21 protein-coding genes are annotated in these 21,689 nt (G+C 71.6%); 14 read left to right on the top strand and 7 right to left on the bottom strand.

Annotation, left to right across the window (positions count from 1 at the left end):
* Positions 1-158: 158 nt before the first annotated feature.
* On the bottom strand, positions 159-1,406 hold the full coding sequence (locus tag AB0B72_RS06620) for an MFS transporter (RefSeq protein ID WP_367737346.1): 1,248 nt from the start codon (positions 1,404-1,406) through the stop codon (positions 159-161).
* 70 nt (positions 1,407-1,476) lie between these two features.
* Here AB0B72_RS06620 and AB0B72_RS06615 point away from each other — a divergent pair, with 70 nt between their 5' ends.
* The gene (locus AB0B72_RS06615) at positions 1,477-2,445 is read left to right on the top strand and encodes an ArsR/SmtB family transcription factor (protein ID WP_367737345.1); all 969 of its coding nucleotides are present in this window, start codon (positions 1,477-1,479) and stop codon (positions 2,443-2,445) included.
* A gap of 117 nt (positions 2,446-2,562) precedes the next feature.
* On the opposite strand, the gene AB0B72_RS06610 is transcribed toward AB0B72_RS06615, so the two are convergent.
* Entirely contained in the window at positions 2,563-3,837 is a 1,275-nt protein-coding gene (locus AB0B72_RS06610; RefSeq protein ID WP_367737344.1) for an MFS transporter, read from the bottom strand.
* Positions 3,838-4,103: 266 nt separating this feature from the next.
* Entirely contained in the window at positions 4,104-5,042 is a 939-nt protein-coding gene (locus AB0B72_RS06605; RefSeq protein ID WP_367737343.1) for an RNA polymerase sigma-70 factor, read from the bottom strand.
* Between the two features lie 185 nt (positions 5,043-5,227).
* Here AB0B72_RS06605 and AB0B72_RS06600 point away from each other — a divergent pair, with 185 nt between their 5' ends.
* Both AB0B72_RS06600 and AB0B72_RS06595 read left to right on the top strand, forming a co-directional pair.
* Entirely contained in the window at positions 5,228-5,530 is a 303-nt protein-coding gene (locus AB0B72_RS06600) for a hypothetical protein (protein ID WP_367737342.1), read from the top strand.
* 13 nt (positions 5,531-5,543) lie between these two features.
* Entirely contained in the window at positions 5,544-6,290 is a 747-nt protein-coding gene (locus AB0B72_RS06595) for an SDR family oxidoreductase (protein WP_367737341.1), read from the top strand.
* A gap of 117 nt (positions 6,291-6,407) precedes the next feature.
* On the opposite strand, the gene AB0B72_RS06590 is transcribed toward AB0B72_RS06595, so the two are convergent.
* Entirely contained in the window at positions 6,408-6,944 is a 537-nt protein-coding gene (locus AB0B72_RS06590) for a GNAT family N-acetyltransferase (RefSeq protein ID WP_367737340.1), read from the bottom strand.
* A 505-nt stretch (positions 6,945-7,449) separates the two neighbouring features.
* Between AB0B72_RS06590 and AB0B72_RS06585 the strand changes: the two genes are divergently transcribed.
* Together AB0B72_RS06585 and AB0B72_RS06580 are read left to right on the top strand one after the other, a co-directional pair.
* Positions 7,450-8,100 (top strand): lysophospholipid acyltransferase family protein, encoded by a 651-nt coding sequence (locus AB0B72_RS06585; RefSeq protein ID WP_367737339.1) that lies wholly within the window; start codon positions 7,450-7,452, stop codon positions 8,098-8,100.
* A gap of 132 nt (positions 8,101-8,232) precedes the next feature.
* On the top strand, positions 8,233-9,837 hold the full coding sequence (locus AB0B72_RS06580) for a penicillin-binding transpeptidase domain-containing protein (protein ID WP_367737338.1): 1,605 nt from the start codon (positions 8,233-8,235) through the stop codon (positions 9,835-9,837).
* Between the two features lie 183 nt (positions 9,838-10,020).
* Here the strand turns inward: AB0B72_RS06580 and AB0B72_RS06575 are convergent, their stop codons facing one another.
* Positions 10,021-11,250, bottom strand: coding sequence for an ice-binding family protein (locus AB0B72_RS06575; RefSeq protein WP_367737336.1), 1,230 nt, complete (start codon positions 11,248-11,250; stop codon positions 10,021-10,023).
* A gap of 556 nt (positions 11,251-11,806) precedes the next feature.
* Here AB0B72_RS06575 and AB0B72_RS06570 point away from each other — a divergent pair.
* Positions 11,807-12,196 carry a lipopolysaccharide assembly LapA domain-containing protein gene (locus tag AB0B72_RS06570; protein ID WP_367737620.1) on the top strand — a complete coding sequence of 130 codons (390 nt, stop codon included), beginning with the start codon at positions 11,807-11,809 and terminating at the stop codon, positions 12,194-12,196.
* Positions 12,197-12,324: 128 nt separating this feature from the next.
* Here the strand turns inward: AB0B72_RS06570 and AB0B72_RS06565 are convergent, their stop codons facing one another.
* Positions 12,325-12,594 (bottom strand): DUF3040 domain-containing protein, encoded by a 270-nt coding sequence (locus AB0B72_RS06565; RefSeq protein WP_367737335.1) that lies wholly within the window; start codon positions 12,592-12,594, stop codon positions 12,325-12,327.
* 134 nt (positions 12,595-12,728) lie between these two features.
* Between AB0B72_RS06565 and AB0B72_RS06560 the strand changes: the two genes are divergently transcribed.
* The 8 genes from AB0B72_RS06560 to AB0B72_RS06525 all read left to right on the top strand — a co-directional run bounded on the left by AB0B72_RS06560 (position 12,729) and on the right by AB0B72_RS06525 (position 20,269).
* Positions 12,729-13,910 carry an Rv2578c family radical SAM protein gene (locus AB0B72_RS06560; protein ID WP_367737334.1) on the top strand — a complete coding sequence of 394 codons (1,182 nt, stop codon included), beginning with the start codon at positions 12,729-12,731 and terminating at the stop codon, positions 13,908-13,910.
* 23 nt (positions 13,911-13,933) lie between these two features.
* Positions 13,934-14,608: a methyltransferase gene (locus tag AB0B72_RS06555; protein ID WP_367737333.1), complete on the top strand. Its 675-nt coding sequence runs from the start codon at positions 13,934-13,936 to the stop codon at positions 14,606-14,608.
* Positions 14,609-14,729: 121 nt separating this feature from the next.
* A complete protein-coding gene (locus AB0B72_RS06550) occupies positions 14,730-15,989 on the top strand; it encodes a glycosyltransferase family 4 protein (RefSeq protein WP_367737332.1) in 1,260 nt (419 codons plus the stop codon).
* A gap of 235 nt (positions 15,990-16,224) precedes the next feature.
* Positions 16,225-17,124, top strand: coding sequence for an ABC transporter ATP-binding protein (locus tag AB0B72_RS06545; protein WP_367737331.1), 900 nt, complete (start codon positions 16,225-16,227; stop codon positions 17,122-17,124).
* A complete protein-coding gene (locus AB0B72_RS06540; protein WP_367737330.1) occupies positions 17,124-17,849 on the top strand; it encodes an ABC transporter permease in 726 nt (241 codons plus the stop codon). Before AB0B72_RS06545 ends, AB0B72_RS06540 begins: the two co-directional genes overlap by 1 nt.
* Before the next feature lie 22 nt (positions 17,850-17,871).
* Positions 17,872-19,002, top strand: a complete 1,131-nt coding sequence (locus tag AB0B72_RS06535; RefSeq protein ID WP_367737329.1) for a sensor histidine kinase — start codon at positions 17,872-17,874, stop codon at positions 19,000-19,002.
* A complete protein-coding gene (locus AB0B72_RS06530) occupies positions 18,999-19,604 on the top strand; it encodes a response regulator (protein ID WP_367737328.1) in 606 nt (201 codons plus the stop codon). The genes AB0B72_RS06535 and AB0B72_RS06530 overlap by 4 nt, the downstream gene beginning before the upstream one ends.
* A gap of 176 nt (positions 19,605-19,780) precedes the next feature.
* Complete coding sequence (locus AB0B72_RS06525; protein ID WP_367737327.1) at positions 19,781-20,269, top strand: cupin domain-containing protein; 489 nt, start codon at positions 19,781-19,783, stop codon at positions 20,267-20,269.
* A 25-nt stretch (positions 20,270-20,294) separates the two neighbouring features.
* Here the strand turns inward: AB0B72_RS06525 and AB0B72_RS06520 are convergent, their stop codons facing one another.
* A complete protein-coding gene (locus tag AB0B72_RS06520) occupies positions 20,295-21,521 on the bottom strand; it encodes a beta-ketoacyl synthase (RefSeq protein WP_367737326.1) in 1,227 nt (408 codons plus the stop codon).
* Positions 21,522-21,689 lie beyond the last annotated feature (168 nt).

The following is a 21,689-nucleotide window of genomic DNA, read 5'->3' as shown; positions in this document are numbered from 1 at the left end:
CCGAAAGGCAGGGCCGGGCTTGGACGATCGTCAGGGTTGACAGCCCGCAGCCACTATGTCTGACGCCGGCTGCTCCCAAGGAAGCCTGGTGGACAGCGCAGGCCCGCCCTGAGATGGCTCGGCGCGCGATCAGGCGCCGCTGTTCCTCAGCCCCCGAGTCAGGCCCGCAGTTCGGCGGCCGCCCCTCCAGCGGCGGCCACGCCCGCGCCGCCCCGGCGCCGGAGACTCCACAGGGCTCCCGCCGCGGCCGCCGTCGCGCACCCCCCGGCCGCCGCGATGGCCAGGTGCGGCGTCAGCAGCTCGGCTGCGGCCCCGGTCACCGCGGCCCCCGCGGCCTGACCGGTCGCCAGGCCCGACGACAACAGCCCGAACGCCTGCCCCCGGCTCCGCCGCGGCACGGCTTCCAGAAACGGCCGCTGCAGCCCCAGCTCGTAGGACATCCCCATGGTCGCCACCGTGACCAGCGCCGCCGCCACCCATGTGCCGGGGCTCCACGCGAACGCGAGCAGCGGAGCACCGATGAGACACGCCAGCGGCAGGACCAGCCTCTCCCGCACCGGCGGCGGAAGCCTGCCGACCACGAAGCTGCCCGCCGCCATCCCGGCGGCCGCGGCGGCCAGCGCCACTCCCGCCGTCCCACGGCCCTCCATGTACGGCACGAGCGTCGCCTCCGCACCTCCCAGGCACGCCACCGGCAGCCACATGGCCAGCAGCAGCCCGCGCACCCGCCCGTCCCCGAGCAGCTCGCGGTTGACCCGCAGCGTCTCCCGCACCGCCCCGTCCCGGCGGGCCGGCCCTGCTCCCCTCGCGGGCACGGACGGCAGCCAGACCCGCAGCGCGACCGCACCCGCCACCGCCAGAACGGCGGCGAGGACGAGCGCGTTCTCCACCCCCGCCACGGCGAGCATCGCGCCACCCAGCGCGAGCCCGCCGATCTGCGCCCCTGCCGAGATCACGGTCATCACCGACCGGCCGAGCACGAACGCGTCCCCGCGCAGCAGGTCCGGCAGCAGAGCGCTGCGAGCCCCCCCGAAGACGGGCGTCAGCAACCCCGTGGCCAGCACAAGCGCGAGCATGGCCCAGACCGGCAACCCGGCGAAGGCCAGCACCAGGCACAGCGCGGCCCGCACCAGCTCCCCCGCGATCATCAAGGCCCGAGGTGGCAGCCGGTCGGCGAGCGACAGCAGGAACGTGGCACCGGCCAGATGGGGCAGGAACCCCGCCATGTAGGCGGCGGCCGACAGCCCCGGCGAGCCGGTGCGCGCGTAGATCAGCACGGACAGCGCGAGCATCTTGATCGAGTCGCCCGTGATCAGCAGCGCGAATCCCCCGAACAGCACGGGCACGCCCCTGACCGCGAACACCGCGCGGTAGGTGGCCTTCGGCACCTCCTGAACGTCTTCCATGCCGCGATGCTCGTCCGATGCCCATTCGCAAAGCTAAGCTTCCGGAAATATCCGAAAGGTTGAGGCTGGCATGATCCGGATCGAGGTCACCTCGCAGGACGTGATGGCCAGCAGGTTCGCCATCTCCCCGCTGGTCGAGACCCTGCACGCGCTCTGGGTGCTCGCGGGCAAGGCCGAGGCGGGGTACTGGCGCTCCTGGGCCGACCGGATGCGCGAGCCGTACGGCGAGCTGAAGGAGCCGGGGCTGCGTGCGCTGGTGGCGCTGATGCGGAGGGGCGGCTACAACGCCGACTGGGTGGCGCCGCCGCCCACCGGGGTGAACTCCCGCTTCGAGGAGGAGATCGCGGCGGTCCGGACCACGCCGCTCGCCCAGGCCAGGGAGGAGATCAGCCGGAACCTGCACGGTCTGCCGCCTCCACCCCCGGATGTCATGGCCACCCTGGACGACCCCCGGCTCGTCGGGATGGTCGCGGACGGCCTGGAGGTCCTGTGGCGGGAGGTGATCGCCCCTCACTGGCCCCGGTTCCGCGCCATTCTGCAGCGCGAGATCCTGCAGCGCGCCGGGCGCCTCGCCGCGTACGGCTGGGCCGCCGCCCTCGACGACATGCGCCCCCACCTGCGCTGGAACGGCGGCCACATCGAGTCGCAGTCGGCGTCCGAGGAGAAACACCGCCTCGACGGCCGCGGCCTGTTGTTCATCCCCAGCGTGTTCGCCGCCAAAGCGATCCCCTACCTGGAGAGCAACTGGCCGTACGCCCTGGTCTATCCCGCCCGCGGCGTCGCCGCCCCTCTCTCCGCACCCCGCGGCCTGAGCACGCTGATCGGCCGCACCCGCGCCCGCGTCCTCATGGAGTTGCGGACGCCCGCCACCACCACTCAGCTCGCCGCCCTGCTGGCGCAGAGTGTGAGCACCGTGGGCGGCCACCTCACCGCCCTGCGCGACGCGGGTCTCGTCACCGGCACCCGTGCCGGCCGCGGTGTCCTCTACCACCGTACGGAGCTCGGCGACGCGTTGGCCGAGCTCTCAACGCCGAGGTGACGACGTCGCGCTCTGCCTCGTTTGCGATTGTTCGCAGCGATGGTGATTCGGCGAGGCGAGCGGGCGCCTTTACGTTGTAGATTCACACAGGGCCCGATGAGCACCGGGCCTCTGGGATCAGTGGCCTGACTCTGGGGCCGGGTCAGTGCGGAGGCCGACGTCCGCCACCGGCGTCCCCTCCTCCGGGTGCCTCCGGCGTACGGGGGTGAACAGGGCGACCACCGCGATGAGCAGGCACCCTCCCCCGGCGAACGCGAAGACCGAGGTGGCGCCGAACCGGCCCGCCCCCCAGGTCAGGACGGCCGCTCCGAGGGGCCCCAGCGAGAAGTGGATGGTCCAGAACGCCGCAGTGACCCGCCCCAGCAGATGGTCCGGGGTCACCTGCTGGCGCAGGGACATCGAGCAGATCCCCCCGACGCTCACACAGGCGAGGAAGAGGGCCAGGATGACGGCCACGCCCCAGACGGAGCGCACGAACCCGAGACAGGCGATCGCGATCCCGGCCACGACCTGGGCGCCGATCCACGCGGGACCGAACCCGAGGATCCTGCGCAGGCGGGCCACCAGAAGGGCCCCGATCATGGTGCCGACCGCGGCGGCGCCGAGGACCACGCCGACGACGCCGTCGGGCCGGCCGAGATCGTGCTTCAGCCGGTAGATCACGACGTCGGTCAGTCCAAGCGTCAGAAAGATGAAGAACGACAGCAGGACGGTCAGGGCCCGCAGCACCGGATGGCGCCACAGGAACACGGCCCCGGCCAGGAGCCGGCGCCACGGCGGCTCCGCAGCCTCGGCCGGTGGGGGGTCCTCCCGGGTGATGCGGATCAGGCACATGCCGATCGCGGAGACGCCGAAGCTGACGGCGTTCACGGCGATCGCGGTGGTCAGGCCGAACCTGCCCGCCACCACTCCGGCCAGCATCGGGCCGAGGATCCCCGCCGCGGCGGCGGTCGCGTAGAGCCTGCCGTTGGCCTCGGTCACGTGCGCGTCGCCGACGAGGTTGCGGACCGCGGTCACGTAGGTCACCTGGAAGACCATGCCGACCGCCTCGGCGGCCGGCAGCACCACGTAGAGCAGCCAGATGTGCGGGCCGGAGATCCAGGCGAGCGGGATCAGCGCGTACAGGACGACCCTGACGAGGTCGCAGACGATGAGCAGGGCACGCCTGTCGAACCTGTCGGCGAGGACGCCAGCGAATACGCCGGTGATCACCGAGGCCGCGCCCGACACACCCGTCAGCAGGCCCATCTGCGCGACCGACCCCGTGGCGTTGAGGATGAGCAGGGGGACGGCGATGAGCGCGAACGAGTCACCCGCCACCGAGAGGGTCTGCGCTCCCCAGAACACGCCGAAGTCGCGGTCACGCCACAGCGCCCCCGATCGCGTAACCACTCCCTGCCTCTCCCCCGCCCCCATCGGCGCCCGGACGCGCCGCCGTGTCCCGACCTGTCCTGTCCACCGCCTGCGCGGTTTCGCCCCGGCAATCTGTTCCGGTACGCCCCGTCCGATGCGGACATACCGAATCACATCAGCCGCGAGCGGGTCCAGCGGGCCGACCTGAGCTGGAGTCGAGTTGAAGGCCGCGAAGGACGGCGTCTCCGATGCCGTCCGGCCGGGACGACATCGAAAAGCGTGGCGGGCGCCAGGTCGTTCCGGCCTCAGCGACTCACTGCGGTCTCCCGCTCCACGTGCGACAGCTTCTCGGGATTGCGCACGTGGTAGGCGCCGGTGACGTAGCCGTTCTCCACGCGCACCGCCAGCACTCCGTCGATCTCCCCGTCGACTCGCACGAGCAGCCCCGGGCCGCCGTTGATCTGCACCAGCTCGACCGACCTTTCCGCGTCGCGTTTCCACCAGCCGACGGCCAGCAGGCGAGCCACGTTGCCGACTCCCACAACGGGCCGGGGCAGGGCGTGCCTGACTCCGCCGCCGTCGCTGAGGGCGACGACGTCCGGCGCGAGGATGTCGAGCAGGCTCTGCAGGTCGCCGGTTTCGACCGCTCGCTGGAAGGCCTGGAGGGCCGCCCGGTGCTCGGCGGGGGAGCCGGTGCCGCGTGGCCGGCGCGCGGCGACGTGTGAGCGTGCCCGGCGGGCGATCTGGCGTACCGCGGCCGGGCTCTTGCCGACGGCTTCGGCGATCTCGCCGTAGTCCAGGCCGAACACCTCGCGCAGCACGAACACCGCCCGCTCGGTCGGCTGAAGCGTCTCCAGCACCAGCAGCATCGCCATCGAGACGCTGTCAGCCAGTTCGACGTCCTCGGCCACATCGAGCGCGGTCAGCAACGGCTCGGGGAGCCACGGCCCGACGTAGGTCTCCTTGCGCCGGTCCAGTGTGCGCAGTCGTTTCAGTGCCTGCCTGGTGGCGATCCGGATCAGGTACGCGCGCTGGTCCAGCACCGTGCCGATGTCGACGCCCGCCCACAGCAGCCAGCTCTCCTGCAGAACGTCCTCGGCGTCGGTGGCGGAGCCGATGATCTCGTAGGTGAGGGTGAACAGCAGGTTGCGGTGGGCGACGAACGCCCGGGTGGCCGAGTCCATGCGGTTGTCGCGAGCGAAGGGCCCGGCTGTGCCCGCCGGTCGCTCGTTCCGTTCGCTCATCGCTGGTTCCCGCCTGTTCGCGACCGTGCCATATCCATACGATCCCGGCCCCCACTGCTTTGTGACACCGGCGGCCGGTGGTCTATGTCACATGGGCCTGGCTGTCACAGGCAGCGGGCCGCCGGGTTCTCTTGCTCGAAGCGAAGCGCGTCATGGCGCGACACGACGAGTAAGGAAGCCCGAGCATGTCCACAACCACGACCGCGGACCTCCGGTCGCGCATGCCCAACCCCCTCCCGTTCCTCCCCGAGATGGCCGCGATCGCCGAGCCCCTGCACAGAGTGATCGCGAACGGCGTGATCCCCGCGGCCACCGTCAGCCTGCTGCAACTGCGCGCCGGTCAGATCCTCGGCAGGGCGTCCGAGCTCTACGACGACAAGGCGCTCTGGCATCTCATCATGGCGATCGCCCACATCGGCTTCTTCACCCCCGCCGCTCTCATCGCCAAACCTATCCCCGGCATGCCCCCCGGCCGGAACTACAGCTGAGAAGGGCTGGAACATGAGCAAGTTCGCAGTGGCAGGAGCGACCGGGCGGCTGGGCCGCCACGTCGTCGACGTCCTCACCGAACGGCGGCACCAGGTCGTGCCGATGTCCCGGGCCACCGGCGTGGACATCGTCACCGGGGAAGGCTTGGCCGAGGCGCTGGCCGGAGTGGAGGTCGTCATCGACGTCGCCTCGTGGCACGCCTCCGAGCAGGAGGCGGCGACGGACTTCTTCCGCACCTCGGCCCGCAACCTGCACGAGTACGGCCGCAAGGCCGGGGTCGCCCAGATCACCGTGGCCTCCATCATCGGTGTCGGCAACGCCACCGGCGGTTTCCTCGCCGCCAAGAAGGCGCACGAGGAACTCCTCCTGTCCGGCCCGCTCCCCGTTCGCATTCTGCGGGCCGCGCAGTTCCACGAGTTCGTCGGCCAGCTCCTGGACTGGCAGCAGGGAGACGTCGCCTACATGCCGGCCCTGCCCTCCCAGCTCGTGGCCTGCCGTACCGTGGCCGAGGAACTGGCCGGCCTGGCCACCGCTCCCGGCATTCCCGGACCGCCGATCCCCGAGATCGCCGGCCCGCGCAAGGAGATCCTCGCGGAGGCGGCCGCACTCCTCGGCGCCCGCCGAGGCGTCAAGGTCGTCGGCGTCGACGGCTCCGGCATGCCCGACGCCGAGATCGCCGCCAAGGGCGCCTTCCTGCCCAGCCCGCACGCCAAGCTTGCGGGCCCGACCTTCCAGGAGTGGCTCGACACCCAACCCTGACCTTGCCTTGTTCTCGGAACTCCACGGCCGGGAGTCCCGGGAACAAGGGCTTCCTTCGAACCTCGTCCTCAGGAGCTCATCGGGGACCCAGCGGGTCCCACCCGGAGCCCGGCCAGGTCAGGCGGCCGGGGCCGAAATCCGGTAGAGGACATGGCGGCGCAGGGGGCTGTCCTCGTCCAGCGCCGGATGATCGAAGTCGTCCTGGGGGTCCCTGGTCATCCCGATGCGGCGCATGACGGCCTGAGAGCGGACGTTGGTCACGCTGGTGAACGAGACGATCTCCGCGAGACCGAGCTCGCCGAATCCGTACGCCAGAGCGGCTCGCGCCGCCTCGGTGGCGTAGCCGTGCCCCCAGGCCGGCCGCGCGAGACGCCAGCCGATCTCCACACATGGCGTGAAGTGGGCTGTGAAGCGAGGGACGTTCAGTCCGGTGAAACCGATGAAGGCGCCGCCGGCCTCCACCGCCCACAGACCGAAGCCGCGTTCGGCGAACGCCGCCTCGATGCGCCCGGCGAGGGCGTCGCTCTCCGCTCGCGACAGCGTGGACGGGAAGTGCTCCATCACCGCCGGGTCTGCGTTCAGCGCGGCGAACGGCTGCCTGTCACCGTGCCTCCAGCGCCGCAGCACCAGCCGCTCCGTGGCGATCTCCGTCACCGCCGCTCCTCCCCCGCTCCCCCGGCCGTACGGCCGGCACCGGCGATTATCACCGAACGCCGCGACGGTCGCCACGGCCTTTCCGGGCGGGCGGAACTCGGGGCGGCCCGGCGGACGCCGGCGGCGGGATCGGCGATGACGCGAACATCACCCGGGGGGATGGAGCGGCAGGCGCCCGGAGTCGGATAGAGTCTCAAGTGGCCGATGTGGTCTGTGTCCCCCGGGCCGCAATCACCGCCTTCACGGAATACCGTTCGGCTGGAACCGTGTTGTGCATCTCGCCGAGGAGGCGACCGCCACATCGGCCTTCAGCGGGAAACGCCCCGCGAGACCCAGCGTCTCGCGGGGCGTTCGCGTCTGAGCCGCCGCCCTCTTGGCCGCCCGCACGCGGTGTGGCGATGGGCAGGAAGTACAACAACCGCTCCGGCGGGTTGCACGGTGCGGACACTGCGCCCCGCCGCCGCGCGGCCTAGGGTGGAGCGCATCACTTCGTGAAGGAGGGTCTGTGCTGTACCGCGTCGCCAAGACCATCAGCGGCCCCGTGATGCGCGCCCTCTGGCGGCCCCGGGTGGAGGGGCGTGAGCATGTCCCGCCTCTCGGCCCGGCGATCCTGGCCTCCAACCACCTTTCCGTGGTCGACTCCTACATCCTTCCGGCGGTGCTCACCCGGCCCATGCGGTTCGTGGCCAAGAACGAGTACTTCACCGGCAACCGGCTCATCGCCTCGTGGGTGCGGGCCATGGGGAGCATGCCCATCGACCGGGAGAACGTCTCGGCGGCGCAGGCCATGCTGGACAGCGCGGTCGAGGTGCTCAAGGCAGGCGAGCTGTTCGGCATCTACCCCGAGGGCACGCGCTCCCCCGACGGGCGCCTGTACCGGGGGAAGATCGGGGTCGCCTGGCTCACGCTGACCACCGGCGCCCCGGTCGTGCCGATCGCGATGCTGGGCACGGAGAAGGTGCTGCCGCCCGGGGCGTCGGTGCCGCGGATTCACCGCATCGGCGTGCGGATCGGTGCGCCGATGACGTTCACCGGCGACCCCGCCAGGGCCGCCGACCGCAGGATGGTCACCGACCAGGTGATGGAGGCCATCCGGGAGCTCTCCGGTCAGGAGTACGTCCCCAGGTACGCGGCGAGCGTGAAGGACTCCGCCTGATCCACAGGTGACACCGGCACTCTGTGAACGCGGCCCGCCCGCGCTAGGCTCGGCCCGACCGGAGAACGGTCGAATCGGACGACGTGGGGCGAGTCGCGACACAGGGGGTTACGCGTGCCACGAGGACGAACTTTGGCGATCACAACCGCCGCCGCCGTCGTGGTGGCGGGGGCCGCGGCCGGGGGCGCCTACTACGTGCTGCACACCCGGGGGACGCCGCAGGAGACGGCCCAGCGCTTCACCGCGGCCTGGGCCCGCGGCGACCTGGCGGGGATGAAGGCGGAGCTCGCCGCACCCGCCCCCGGCTTCGACGCGGCGTACGCCGAGCTCACCAGGAATCTCGGCGCGACCAAGGTGGCGGTGTCCGGCGTCCGGGTGAGCGCGCCCAAGGACGACCACGCCACCGCGTCGTACACGGCCACGGCGACGCTGAAGAACGTCGGCGACTGGACCTACCAGGGCGGGCTGCGCCTCATGGTGAAGGACCACTACTGGAAGGTGGACTGGTCTCCGGCCGCCGTCCACCCGGCTCTCGACGGCACCGGCCATCTGGCGCTCAAGACCACCTGGCCCGACCGCGCGGCCATCACCGACGCCGGAGGCGACCGCATCGACGGCGGCGACGCGGGCGGCTCGGTCCAGCAGCTCGTGGGCTACCTCGACAAGGCGACCGCCAAGGACGTCAAGACGCTCGGCGCCGCCTACCGGACCGGCGACGCCGTCGGCCGGGGCGGCCTGCAGGAGACGTTCCAGAAGCAGCTCGCCGGCACCCCCACGACGCAGATCGAGGTCGTCAAGGGGTCGGAGCACAAGAGCCTGCACACCATCGAGGGCTCACCGGGCAAGGAGCTGCGCACCACGCTCGACCTGCGTGTGCAGCACGCGGCCGCCGACGCCGTACGTGACCTCGACAAGCCCGCCTCCCTGGTGGCCGTACGGCCCTCGTCGGGGGAGATACTCGCCGTCGTCAACAACAAGGGCGGCTTCAACCGGGCGCTCGACGGACGTTATCCGCCCGGCTCGACGTTCAAGACCATCACGGCCGCCGGGCTGCTCGCCGAGGGCCTGACCCCCTCCTCGTCGGTCACCTGCCCCGAGAAGGCCAGCGTGGGCGGCCTCGACATCCGCAACTCCGACCACGAGTCGTTCGGGTCCCTGTCGTTCCTCGACTCCTACGCCCACTCCTGCAACACCACGTTCGCCCCGCTGGCCGCCAGCAAGCTCGGCGCGCAGAAGCTGTACGACCTGGCCACCGACTTCGGGTTCAACCGCCCGCTCAACATCGGCGTGCCCGCGACCAAGGGCAGCATGCCCAAGGCGACCAGCGACGCCGAGCTGGCGGCCGAGGCGTTCGGACAGGCCAGGATCACCTCCAGCCCGCTGGTGATGGCCACCGTGGCCGCCGCCGTGGCCGACGGGACCTGGCGTCCGCCGACGCTGGTGCCGTCCCTGAAGCAGAAGGCCGCCGCCAAGGAGCTGCCTGACGGGATCGCCTCGAAGCTGCGCTCGATGATGCACGCCGTGGTGACCAAGGGCACGGCGCACGCGGCGGGGCTGCCCTCCGGCACCGCGGGCAAGACGGGGACCGCCGAGTTCGGCACCGGCCCGAAGCTCGACTCGCACGCCTGGTTCATCGGCTTCCGTGGCGATCTGGCGTTCGCCGTGGTCGTCGAGGGCGGCGGGATGGGCGGGGAGGTCGCCGCCCCGGTGGCCGCCCGCTTCCTCAAGGCGCTCTGACTCAAGGACACCCTCGGCTCAAGGGCACGCTCGCTCAGGGCTCTGTCGTTCAAGCCCGCGCCGACGTCCGGGGCGGGCCTCGCATGACGGGGGCCCGCCGGAGGGTGTCCGGCGGGCCGTGCGAGGGACGGAAACGCCCGGCGAATCAGCGTCGGCCTCGTCCGCCGACGGCGCGGCGCGCCGTCAGTGGTGTCCGCCGGGGCGTGTGTGCGTGGCCGGCTGCCGGCCGTGATCCGCCTCGTCGGCGGTGGCGGGCGTCACGACCGCCATGTTGGTGCTGCTGTCCGCCCTGTGCTTGTGGAAGCCCCGGTGCCAGTGGTTGACGACGTCCCGGGTCTGGTGAGTCGCCTGGTTCCGGACCTTGCTGTCCTCGTCCACGTCCTCGTCATCGTTCCGGTCCACGTCGTCCTCGACCTTGGGGACGACCTTCTTCTTCACCTTCACGACGGCGGGCAGGCAGATGTCGTCCGGGCCGATGTTCACGGCGAGCGCCGGTGAGGTGCTGGCCGCCACGCCGAGGGAGCCGAGATAGCTGGCTGTGATCCGGTTCACCCCCTGCGGGAGGTTCACGAAGGTCACCACGGCCTGCCCGGCCGAGTTGAGCGGGACCGTCGCCAGCAGTGAACGGCCGTCTCTGAAGGCGACCGAGCCGGTGGGCACCGTTCCCGGCGCGGTCACCGTCGCGGTGAAGACGGTCTCCCGCCGCAGCCCCGAGGCGCATGACGGGTTCGTCGTCGCGACGGTCACCCCCGTCGCGCTCAGGGTCGTTCCCGAGCGTCCGGCGGGCGGAACCGTGCAGACGGTGCGGGTGATCGTGTCGGTGTCCAGGGTGACCGCGCCGTTGCGGGCCAGCGTCCGGCCGTTCACGGTCACGCCGGTGGTCACGGTGATCGAGGCCAGCGCGAGGATGTTGCCCGCGAACGACGATCCCGTCCCCAGCGTGGCCGAGCTGCCGACCTGCCAGAAGACGTTGCACGGCTGGGCGCCGTTGATGAAGACCACGTTGCTGGCCGACGCGGTGACCAGCGTGCTGGCCGTCTGGAAGATGAAGACGGCGTTGGGATCCCCCTGGCCGTCCAGGGTGAGGGTGCCGGTGATCTGGAAGTCCCCCGGGAGCGAGTCGTACACGCCCGGTGCCAGGGTCATGCCGCCGAGCTCCGCCGTCGGGAAGGTGACATCGGATGCGCGTCCCGCGGCGTCGAGGTAGGCGGCGGTCAGGTCCGCCTGGGCGGTCGCGGCGGTCCCGTCGGCGGTGTGGATGGTGCCGTCCGTCACGACACCGGGCGGAAAGCCGGTCACGGCGGAGCCGGGGCTCACCCCGAGATCCCCGGTGACGACGGTGCCACCGGTGTTGGTGACCGTCGATCCGGCCAGAACCGCGAAGGTGCCGGCGCTGCCGAGATCCACCGGCATCGGTGACACGGCATATGCGGCGTGCGCCGACAGCATGGCGGACCCCACGGCCACCGAGGAGACGAGGACCGCGGACAGCAGGGAACGTATTGCGTTTCTCGCGAGACGTGGGCGGCAGGCGCCTTTCATAAAGCCATCCCCCTGATTTGATATGCATGGCAATGACGCTTCCCTAATGGTGCGTCACAGTTTCTTCACCTTACTCAGGGAGTCGGGCGCCATTGTTTTCCGACATGCGCATGGCCCCATCATCCGATGCAAGGGAATTTCCACCCCATTTAGCGCGGCGGGCCACATATGTCCTGGCTGTCAGGCGCCGTGTGATCGCCTCGCACGAACAGCTGTGCAGTGGCGCCAGCCGTTTTCAGATTCCCGTCGCCCCCGGCAATCCTTCAGATTCCCGCGCTTCCACTCCTGACGCGAGGCGGCCCGCCTCGCGAAAACCAGCGCCATAGCATTTCCCGACATAAGGGCGTAGACTGGCTATATCCGGAAAGCCATGACACCCCCGCCTTGAGGTTGCCAGCGCCGGCTGCCGAAGGTGGATTTCGTGAAAATGCTCCAGCGCTTCAAGAACGAGCCCGCCGGCACTCCGGGATCGGCCGAGCACGCCGGGACGTCCGCCTCCCCAGGCGTGCCCGCCGAGGTGACGCCCGCCCCGGCCGCCGGACACGATTCCCCCACGGCCGCCGGACCCGTCCCTGTCACCCGTGTCAGCGTCGCGTGGGCAGGCGTGTGGGCCGCCGCGGTCGTGGCCGTCGCATTCATCGTTTTCATGCTGCAGAACACCGCCGGCGCCCAGGTGTCCTTCCTGGGCCTGCACGGCACGCTGCCGCTGGCCGTCGCGCTGCTGATCGCCATGGTCGCGGGAGTCCTGCTGACTCTGGTCGTGGGCACCGCGCGCATCACGCAACTACGCCGTCTGGCTCGTCCGCGCCGCCGATAGAAACAGGCAGGGACGATCCCGGCGCCCGCGACCGGCAGGGCCCGCGGGCCGAGGGCCGCCAGACCACGCCGAGATCTCTCAGAAGGCGTCCAGGACGGCGAAGGCCCCGACGACCCGCCGGAAAGAGATCACATCGAGAAGGCGGCCGCGTCGTTCCGCAGGGCCATGACCAGCAGGGTCGCGATCAATGTGGCCATCAGCAGCCAGCTCACCGCGATGATCACGGTGGAACGGTTCGGCATGCGCCGGTTGGCCGGTTGCGCCGCGCGCCGGGCGTGCCGTCCACGGTCCACGCGATGGTTGAAAGACTCCAGCCGGGCCGCGAGCTTGGGGTCCTCGTCCGTGAGGTGCCGCTCGATCATCGCAAGCATTCGCTCTTCGTCCTGCGACCAGGCCATGGCGCAACTCTCCAGAACGCACTGTGTGTGCCGACGTTCTGCCCATCCATAAAGATCGTTAGCCGTTTCGAGAGGCGCGATTTACCAAGACGCACGAGTTGCGATCTAGTTCGAACTCGTGTTCCAATCAGGTCATGCGCTGGGACAACTTGCGCCTGGCCGAAACGCCCGGTGGCGATCAGGCCGTGCCCCTGTTCGCGCGTGGCGCCGTCACGCGGACCTTCGACACGCCTGAGTTCCGGGGCATCACGTTCTACGAGATCCACGCCCGCTCCATCGTCAACCGCGTGCCGGGCGCGAGCCGGGTTCCCTTCGAATGGACGATCAACCCGTACCGGGGATGCAGCCACGCCTGCGTCTACTGCTTCGCCCGCAGGACGCACGAATACCTGGACCTGGACTCCGGGCGGGACTTCGACTCCAAGATCGTCGTCAAGGTCAACGCCGCCGAGCTGGTGCGCAAGGAGCTGGCCGCGCCGAAATGGTCCCGGCAGCCCGTCGCGATGGGCACCAACGTCGACTGCTACCAGCGGGCCGAGGGCCGCTACCGGCTGATGCCCGGCATCCTCGCCGCCCTCCGCGACGCCGCGAACCCCTTCTCCATCCTCACCAAGGGCTCGCTGATCCTGCGGGACGTCGACCTGCTCGCCGAGGCCGCCGACGTCACCGACGTGAACACCGCGGTGTCCGTCGGGTTCGCCGACGACGACGTGTGGCGATCGGTCGAGCCGGGCACGCCCGCCCCGCGCAAGCGGCTGGAGGTCTGCGCCACGCTCAACGCGCACGGCATCCCCTGCGGGGTGCTGATGGCGCCGATCCTCCCCTACCTGACCGACGCGCCCAGCGCCCTGGAGGCGACGGTGCGGCGGATCGCGGAGACGGGGGCCACCCACGTCACCCCGATCGTCCTCCACCTGCGGCCGGGGGCACGGGAGTGGTTCCTGGCCTGGCTGGCACGTGAGCACCCCCGGCTCGTGCCTCGCTACCAGGAGTTGTACGGCCGCGGCGCGTACGCGCCCAAGGCGTACCAGGAGCGGATCGCGCGTGAGGTCGGCGCGCTGGCGAGCCGGTACGGCGTCGGCCGCGCGGCCCCGCGAGACGCCCGCCGTGCCGCGGCGCGTGGAGGCGTCCGCCCAGGCGCCTGGACCGACACCGGCCTCGCGGCCGGGCCCGCGCCCCGGCCGCAGGACCGAACCGGCCCCCCGCCGCAGGACGGGGCCGGCCCCCGGCCCGGCGGTCCCCGGGAGAGCGCCGGAGGCTCCTCGCGAGAGCGCGGCCGGAAGCCCCCGGAGCCGGAGCAGCTCACCCTCCTGTGACCGGGCCGCTACGATCACCCGCCGTGGAGCAGTTCGTCCGGGCGCATACCCGGCTGGTCGCGGTGCCGTACGTCCCGGAGATCCGCCTGCACCTGGCCGCGCCGGGCGCGGCCCTCACCCGCGCGCCCACACCGGGCGAGCCCGAGCGGGCCGAGGAGCGGGACGGCCCGCTGTACGAGATCTGGGAGCGGACCGGCCGGCTGCCCTTCTGGGCATACGCGTGGCCGGGCGGCCAGGCCCTCGCCCGCCACCTGCTCGACAATCCCGGATTGGTCCGCGGCAGGACCGTGCTGGACGTGGCCACCGGGTCCGGCCTGGTCGCCGTCGCGGCGGCCCTGGCGGGAGCGGCCACCGTCGTCGCCAACGACATCGACCCCCACGCGCTCGCCGCCGCCGGTCTCAACGCCCGCGCCAACGGCGTCGAGATCGGCCTGACCCAGGGGGACCTCCTGGACGGCGCGCCCTCCGAGGACGTGGTGCTCGCGGGGGACGTCTACTACGAGAAGCCGCTCGCCACCCGGATGACGCCCTTCCTCGCCCGAGCCCCGGGCGTGGTGCTCGTCGGCGCGCCGGAACGGTCCTGCTCCTACCTGCCCGCCGAAGTGTTCGAGCAGGTCGCCGTGCACGACGTGCCCGCCTCGCTGGAGACCAGCCCGACGAAGCGCACGACGATATGGCGATATGTGACGTTAATGTGACCTATAAAGGCACAACATCTGCGAGTGCGATCACGTCCCAGGAAAGGGGGATCATCACCTACACGAACGGGGCGTGACTGTGGCATTTCCAGACCGTGCGGTAGCGAGACTGCGCCGGGTCGTGGCGAGGGCGATAGTGAGGGCGCTGGAGGCCAGGAACCGGCAGCGTGCCCGGTCGGCTCCGCCGCCCGACGGCCGGGAGGTGCGCATCCTCCTGTTGCATGCCAACGGCATGGGGGGCACCATCCGCACGGTGTTCAACCTCGCCGGCCATCTGGCCCGCACGCACGACGTGGAGATCGTCAGCGTGGTGCGCGAGGCCGAGGAGCCCTTCTTCCCGGTTCCCGCCGGTGTGCGCATCCGCTACCTCGATGAGCGGCTGCCGAGGCGCAAGGGGCTGCTGTCCCGCTTCCCGAGCAGGCTGGTGCCCGCCGACGAGGCCGCCTACCACTGGTTCACCCTGCGGACCGATCTCAAACTGGTGCGCTACATCCGCTCCCGCCGTCGCGGCATCTTGATCGGCACCCGCCCCGGTCTGAACCTCGTCGCCGCCCGCTTCGCCCCGCCGGAGATCGTCACGATCGCGCAGGAGCACGGGAACCTGTCCTCGCACGAGCCGCTCGTCCGCCGCCAGATCATGCGCCGGTACGGCAAGCTCGACGCACTGGTCACTCTCACCCAGGCCGATCTGATGGCGTACGAACGCGCCTACCAGCGAGCCGGGCGGAGCGGAGGGAGCGGACCCCGCACCCGGGCGCAGATCCCCAACGCCGTGACAAGGCTGGAGGGCGGCCTCTCCCCCCTCACCGCCAAGACGGTCGTCACCGTGGGCCGGCTGACGCACGTCAAGGGATACGACCTGCTCATCCGGGCCTGGGCCCACGTACACGCCCGGCACCCCGACTGGACCCTGCGCATCTTCGGCCGGGGCCCCCGCCAGGAAAAGCTCCAGGCGTCGATCGACAAGCGGGGACTGACCGGGCGGGTGCTTCTGGAGGGCCCGGCCGCCGACGTCGGGACCCAGCTCGCCGCCGCGTCCGTCTTCGTGCTCAGCTCCCGCCGTGAAGGGATGCCGATGGTCCTCCTGGAGGCGATGAGCAAGGGGTTGCCGGTGGTCAGCTACGACTGCCCCACGGGCCCGGCCGATCTGATCACCGACGGCCACGACGGGCTCCTGGTGAAACCGGAGAAGATCCACGCCATGGCCGACGCCATCTGCCTGCTCATCGAGGACGAGGACCTGCGCCGCAAGCTCGGCGCCCAGGCCCTGGAGACCGCCGCCGGCTACGACATCGACGTCATCGGCGCCAGGTGGGAGGAGCTGATCTCCGGGCTCGTGCAGGACCGTCGTGCCGCGCCGGACGGCGGCGCGAGCGGCTGATCCGAGGCGATCGAGGCGGCCTGCTCGGACTCATACGGCAGGCCGCCGGCGACGGCCCGCACCTCCGGTCCCAGCCCGTCGGAGATCGCTCTGGCGTCGCCATTGCGCGGCCCTGCCCGCGGTGCGTCACAATGTCTGTGCGCCTTTACAACGTAGATCAAGAGTATATTTGTCCCACCGGAGGACGGATCGATCGATCTACTGGCGCGGCGGCGCGCTTCCTACCGTTGGCGGCATGGACAAGCCCCCTGCTCCAGACGCGGTGTCACTGGTTTCGGTGACGAAGGACTACGGCTCCGTACGAGCCGTCGACCGCCTCACGCTCGCGATCCCCCGTGGCCAGACGGTCGCCCTTCTCGGCCCGAACGGCGCCGGCAAGTCGACCACCATCGGCATGCTCCTCGGCCTGGTCTCCCCCGACGCCGGGCACGCCCGCCTGTTCGGCGAGCCCCCCGAGGAGGCCGTACGGCATGGCAGGGTGGGTGCGATGCCCCAGGAGGGCGGGCTCATCCAGCGGGTCACGGTCCGGGAGCTGCTGGCCTTCGTGGGCGGCACCTACGCCACGCCGATGCCGCTGGACCGGCTCGTCGAGCTGGCCCAGATCGGCGGCCTGGAGGGCCGGCGGGTCGACAAGCTGTCGGGCGGCCAGGCCCAGCGGGTGCGGTTCGCCATGGCGCTGGCCGGGGACCCCGGCCTGGTCGTTCTGGACGAGCCCACCGCGGCGCTCGACGTCACGGCCCGGCGGGAGTTCTGGAAGGGCATGCGGGCCCTGGCCGACCGCGGCACGACGATCCTGTTCTCCACCCATTACCTGGACGAAGCCGACGAGCACGCCGACCGCGTCGTCGTGATCGACCGCGGCCACCTGGTCGCCGACGGCACGAGCGCCGAGATCAAGCGGGTGGTGGCCCTCACCACGGTGAGCGTGACCGCGGACGGCGAGGTCGCCCGGTTCGCGGAGCTGCCCGGCGTCCGCCGCCTGGAGGTGCGGGGCGACCGGGTCCACCTGCGCAGCAGCGACCCCGACGCCACGGTCATGGCACTCGCGCGAGCGGGAGCCGTACGGAACCTCGAAGTGACCCCGGCCGATCTGGAAGAGGCGTTCGTCGCCCTCACCGCGAAGGAGACCGTCTGATGCTCGGATACGTCCGCCTGGAGATGATCAGAATCACGCGGGACGGCGGGTTCGTCATCTTCGGCATCGCCATGCCGGTGGTCATGTACCTGGTTTTCACCAACCTCGGCCTGGCGCCCGGGGACAAGCAGCACGCGGCGGTGTTCACGATGGTCAGCATGGCCGCGTACGGCGCCCTCGGCGCGGCGTTCAACAACGGCAGCGGCATCGCCGAGGACCGCGAGGCGGGCTGGCTGCGCCAGCTTCGCCTGACTCCGCTCAGCCCCGCGCAGGTGGTCGCGGGCAAGGTCGTCACGGGCATCACGTCCGTGGTGCCCGGCATCGCGGCGGTGCTGCTCACAGGTGCGCTGGTCAACCATGTCACCCTCTCCCCCGGGCAGTGGCTGGCCGTCATCGCCCTGCTGTGGGCGGGGACCATCCCCTTCTCCCTGCTGGGGCTCGGCAACGGCTACCGGCTGACCGGCCAGACGGCCGCCATGGCGAACATCGCCACCATGATGAGCCTGGCCATCGTGGGCGGCCTGTGGGTGCCGGTCGACGGCTTCCCCGGATGGCTGCGGACGATCGCCGAGTGGACGCCGTCGAACAGCTACGCCGCCCTGTCGTGGAACGTCGCGTTCGGCGAGGCTCCCGGGCTCAGGGAGGTCGCCATTCTCGGCGGCTGGCTGCTGGCGTTCGGGCTGTACGCCGTCCACGCCTACCGCCGCGCCGGCCGCACGCTCTGAGCCTGTGCAATCATCGACGCCGATGGACAGGGACCGGGAGAGCTGGCTCAACCCCCTCAGCGAGGACGAGAAGGGGCCCGACGCCAAGGGCATGAGCATGTGGGTCGTCCTCACGGGCGGCCCTATCTGGGACGTCGTCCACGGCCGCTCGCACCCGCTGTGGCTCGCCTGGCCGGCGATACTCGCCGCCGGCGCGCTCTATGTGGCCACGTTGCGCCTCGCCTTCTCGGACGGCTGGAAGGCGACGCGGATCACGCTGCCCCTCCTGGCCGCCGTCACGATCGCGGGAGCGGCGGGATTCCAGGGCAACTGGGCCTACCTGCTCATCATGCTGTCCGTGGCCATCGGGACCACGGTGCGCGGCCGGTCGCTGCCGCCGCTGGCTTTCGCATTGTGCGCCGTCTCCGTGATCCTCCAGATCCGCGTCGGAGCCGGGCTGGCCGACACGCTGTCACTGGTCTGGGGGGTCTTCACCGCCGCCATCATTCCCGCGATCATCATCCGGCTCTGGGAGGCGATCCGCGAGCTGCAGCGCACCCGCCGGGAGCTCGCGGTCGCCGCCGTCGCCGAGGAGCGGCTGCGGTTCTCCCGCGACCTGCACGACGTGCTCGGGCACACGTTGTCGGTGATGGTGGTGAAGGCCGAGGCGGTCCGCCGGCTCGCCCCCGTCGACGCCGCCGCCGCGGCGGGGCAGGCGGCCGACATCGAGCAGATCGGACGCCAGGCCCTCACCGAGGTCCGCGCCACCGTCACCGGATACCGGGGGCGGGGCCTGGCGGCCGAGCTGGAGTCCGCGCGCACGGTCCTCGCCGACGCCGGCGTCGACGCCTCCATCAGCACCAGCGTCGTACGGCTCCCGCCCGAGACCGACGCCCTGCTCGGCTGGGCCGTACGAGAAGGCGTGACGAACGTGATCCGGCACAGCGGGGCACGCTCCTGCGGGATCGACCTGCGCCGCGGCGGGGGGCTCGTCCTGGAGATCCGCGACGACGGCTCCCCCAGCGCCGGAGAGCGTCCGGCCGGCGGGGGCAACGGCCTCGACGGGCTGCGTGAGCGGGTGACGGCCGTCGGGGGCGAGATGGAGGCGGGCCCGCTTCCCGGCCGGGGCTTCCTGCTCCGCGTCGCCGTGCCGGAGGAGGAGGACGCCACGTGATCCGGGTGCTGCTGGCCGAGGACCAGGGCATGATGCGGGGCGCCCTCGCCCTGCTCCTCGGCCTGGAGGAGGACATCGAGGTCGTCGCGCAGGTCTCCAGGGGCGACCAGGTCGTCCCCGCCGCCCTGGAGGCCCGGCCCGACGTCGCCCTGCTCGACGTCGAGATGCCGGGGAAGGGCGGGCTGGAGGCCGCGGCCGAGCTGCGCGGGCGGCTGCCCGGCTGCCGGGTGCTGATCCTCACGACGTTCGGCAGGCCCGGCTACCTGCGCCGCGCGATGGAGGCCGGAGCGCACGGCTTCCTGGTGAAGGACGGGCCGGTCGAGGAGCTGGCCGGGGCGATCCGCCGCGTCCTGCGCGGCGAGCGGGTGATCGACGCCGCTCTCGCGGCGGCCGCGCTCGGCACCGGGCCGAGCCCGCTGACCGAACGGGAGCGCGACGTGCTGACGGCGGCGGCCGACGGCTCCACGATCGCCGACATCGCGGCGGCCCTGCACTTGTCGGAGAGCACGGTACGCAACTACCTGTCCTCCTGCATCAGCAAGACCGGCACCAGAAACCGCATCGAGGCGGCCCGGTTCGCCCGCCACAACGGCTGGCTCTGACCGTTTTGCGTCCGGTCTCGCCTGCGTGCCCGGCGAGTCCGCGAGGGGAAGCGCCCTCATCCGCCCGTGAACCCGTCGCGCGGCATGCGTACGAGCCCGCGGATGTGATCGTCGCGGCGGCACGGAAGAGAAGGAAGAATCAGACCAAAGGATCAAGGCTGTAAACAGGGGGAGCTATGACATACCCGGACCCGTCATACCTCGGCGAGGGCGGCGAGATCAACGCGACGTTCCGGCCCGCGGACCACGAGCCGGACCTGACCTACCGATCCGGCAACACCGTGCACTACCTGGCGACGGGAGCCTCCACCAACGGGCAGTTCGGGCTCTACCGGTGGGAGATGGGCCCGGAGCCGAGCGGCCCCGACCGGCACTTCCACCGATCGATCTCGGAGTCGTTCTTCATCCTGTCCGGGACCGTGCGGATCTACGACGGCGCCCGGTGGATCGACGCCCAGCCGGGTGACTTCGTACACGTCCCCGAAGGCGGCGTCCACGCGTTCCGCAACGAGTCGGGCGCGCACGCGTCGATGCTTCTTCACTTCGCGCCGGGCGCTCCGCGCGAGGGATACTTCGAGGGCCTGGCGGAGTTCGCGATCTCGGGCCGGCCCAGCGACGAGGAGCTGGCCGAGTTCTACTTCCGCCACGACACGTTCTGGCTCTGACACGGCTTCGCCCGGGATTGGCCGTTCAGGAGGCGGCGGTGAAGGCCAGGGACGCGTTGTGCCCGCCGAAGCCGAACGAGTTGGCGACCGCCGCGGCCCACCGGCCGTGGCGGGGCCGCCCGGTGACGACGTCGAGCTTGACCTCGGGGTCCAGGTCGTCGAGGTTGCGGGTGGCCGGGATCGCTCCGTCGCGTATGGCGAGGATCGCGGCGATCGCGCCCATCGACCCGGCGGCCCCGCACAGGTGACCGGTCATCGACTTGGTCGCGGTGACGGCCGGATGCGTCCCCAGCGCCTCGGTGATCGACCGGGCCTCCGTCAGATCACCGGTGGGGGTCGAGGTGGCGTGGGCGTTCACGTGCCCGACGTCGAGCGCGTCAAGACCGGCGGAGGCCAGGGCGAGCCGGATCGCGCGCACCTGCCCGCCTGAGTCGGCGGCGGTGATGTGGTGGGCGTCGGAGGTGACGCCCGCGCCGGCGAGCGTGGCGTGCGCCCGTGCTCCGCGAGCGGCGGCGAACGCCTCGCGCTCCAGCACGACCAGCGCCGCGCCCTCGCCGAGGACGAAGCCGTCGCGCCCGGCGTCGAAGGGGCGGGAGGCCTCCCGCGGGGCGTCGTTTCGCGCGGACAGTGCCTTGGCCTGGGCGAACCCGGCGAGAGTCAGCGGGTGCACGCACGCCTCGGCGCCGCCCGCGATCACCACGTCGGCGCGGCCGAGCCGGATGAGGTCCAGGCCCATCGCGATCGCCTCCGCTCCCGAGGCGCACGCGCTCACCGGCGTGTGGGCGCCGCCCTTCGCGCCGAACTCGATGCTGACGACCGCCGCGGGCCCGTTGGGCATCAGCATGGGCACCGTGTGCGGCGAGATCTTCCGCGCGCCGGACGCCTCCAGGAGGTCGTCCTGGGCGAGGGTCGTCAGCACCCCGCCGACTCCCGTGCCGATGACCACGGCCAGGCGCTCGGGATCGACGCCGGGGGCCCCGGCGTCCGCCCAGGCCTCGTGCGCGGCGACGAGCGCGGCCTGCTGGCACCGGTCCAGCCGCCTGGCCCTCACCCGGCCGAGCACCCCGGCGGGGTCCACCCGCATCCTCCCGGCGATGCGCACGGGCAGGCCCTCCGCCCAGTCCTCCTCGATCAGGCCGATGCCGGACCGCCCTTCGAGCATGCCGGCCCACGTGGAGGCCACGTCACCGCCCAGCGGCGTGGTCGCGCCGAGCCCGGTGACCGAGACGCCCGCCCTCATCGCATGCCCCATGAACGCCCCCTTCGCACCGGAGACCACCCCCGGCCGATACCGGGGGCGCTCCAGGACAACGTTTCCAGGACGGGCCTATCCCGGCAGGCGGCCCGGCCGACCAAAATATGCCGGGAGATTTGTTGGCAATCATCACTCGGCGCCTCACCGGCCGGCCCCGTTCCCCGC

Origin of the sequence: Microbispora sp. NPDC049125, from assembly GCF_040802045.1 — a bacterium.
GTDB lineage: Bacteria > Actinomycetota > Actinomycetes > Streptosporangiales > Streptosporangiaceae > Microbispora.
The sequence above is the reverse complement of the archived record's forward strand: the minus strand, read 5'-3'. Positions and strand labels throughout refer to the sequence as shown.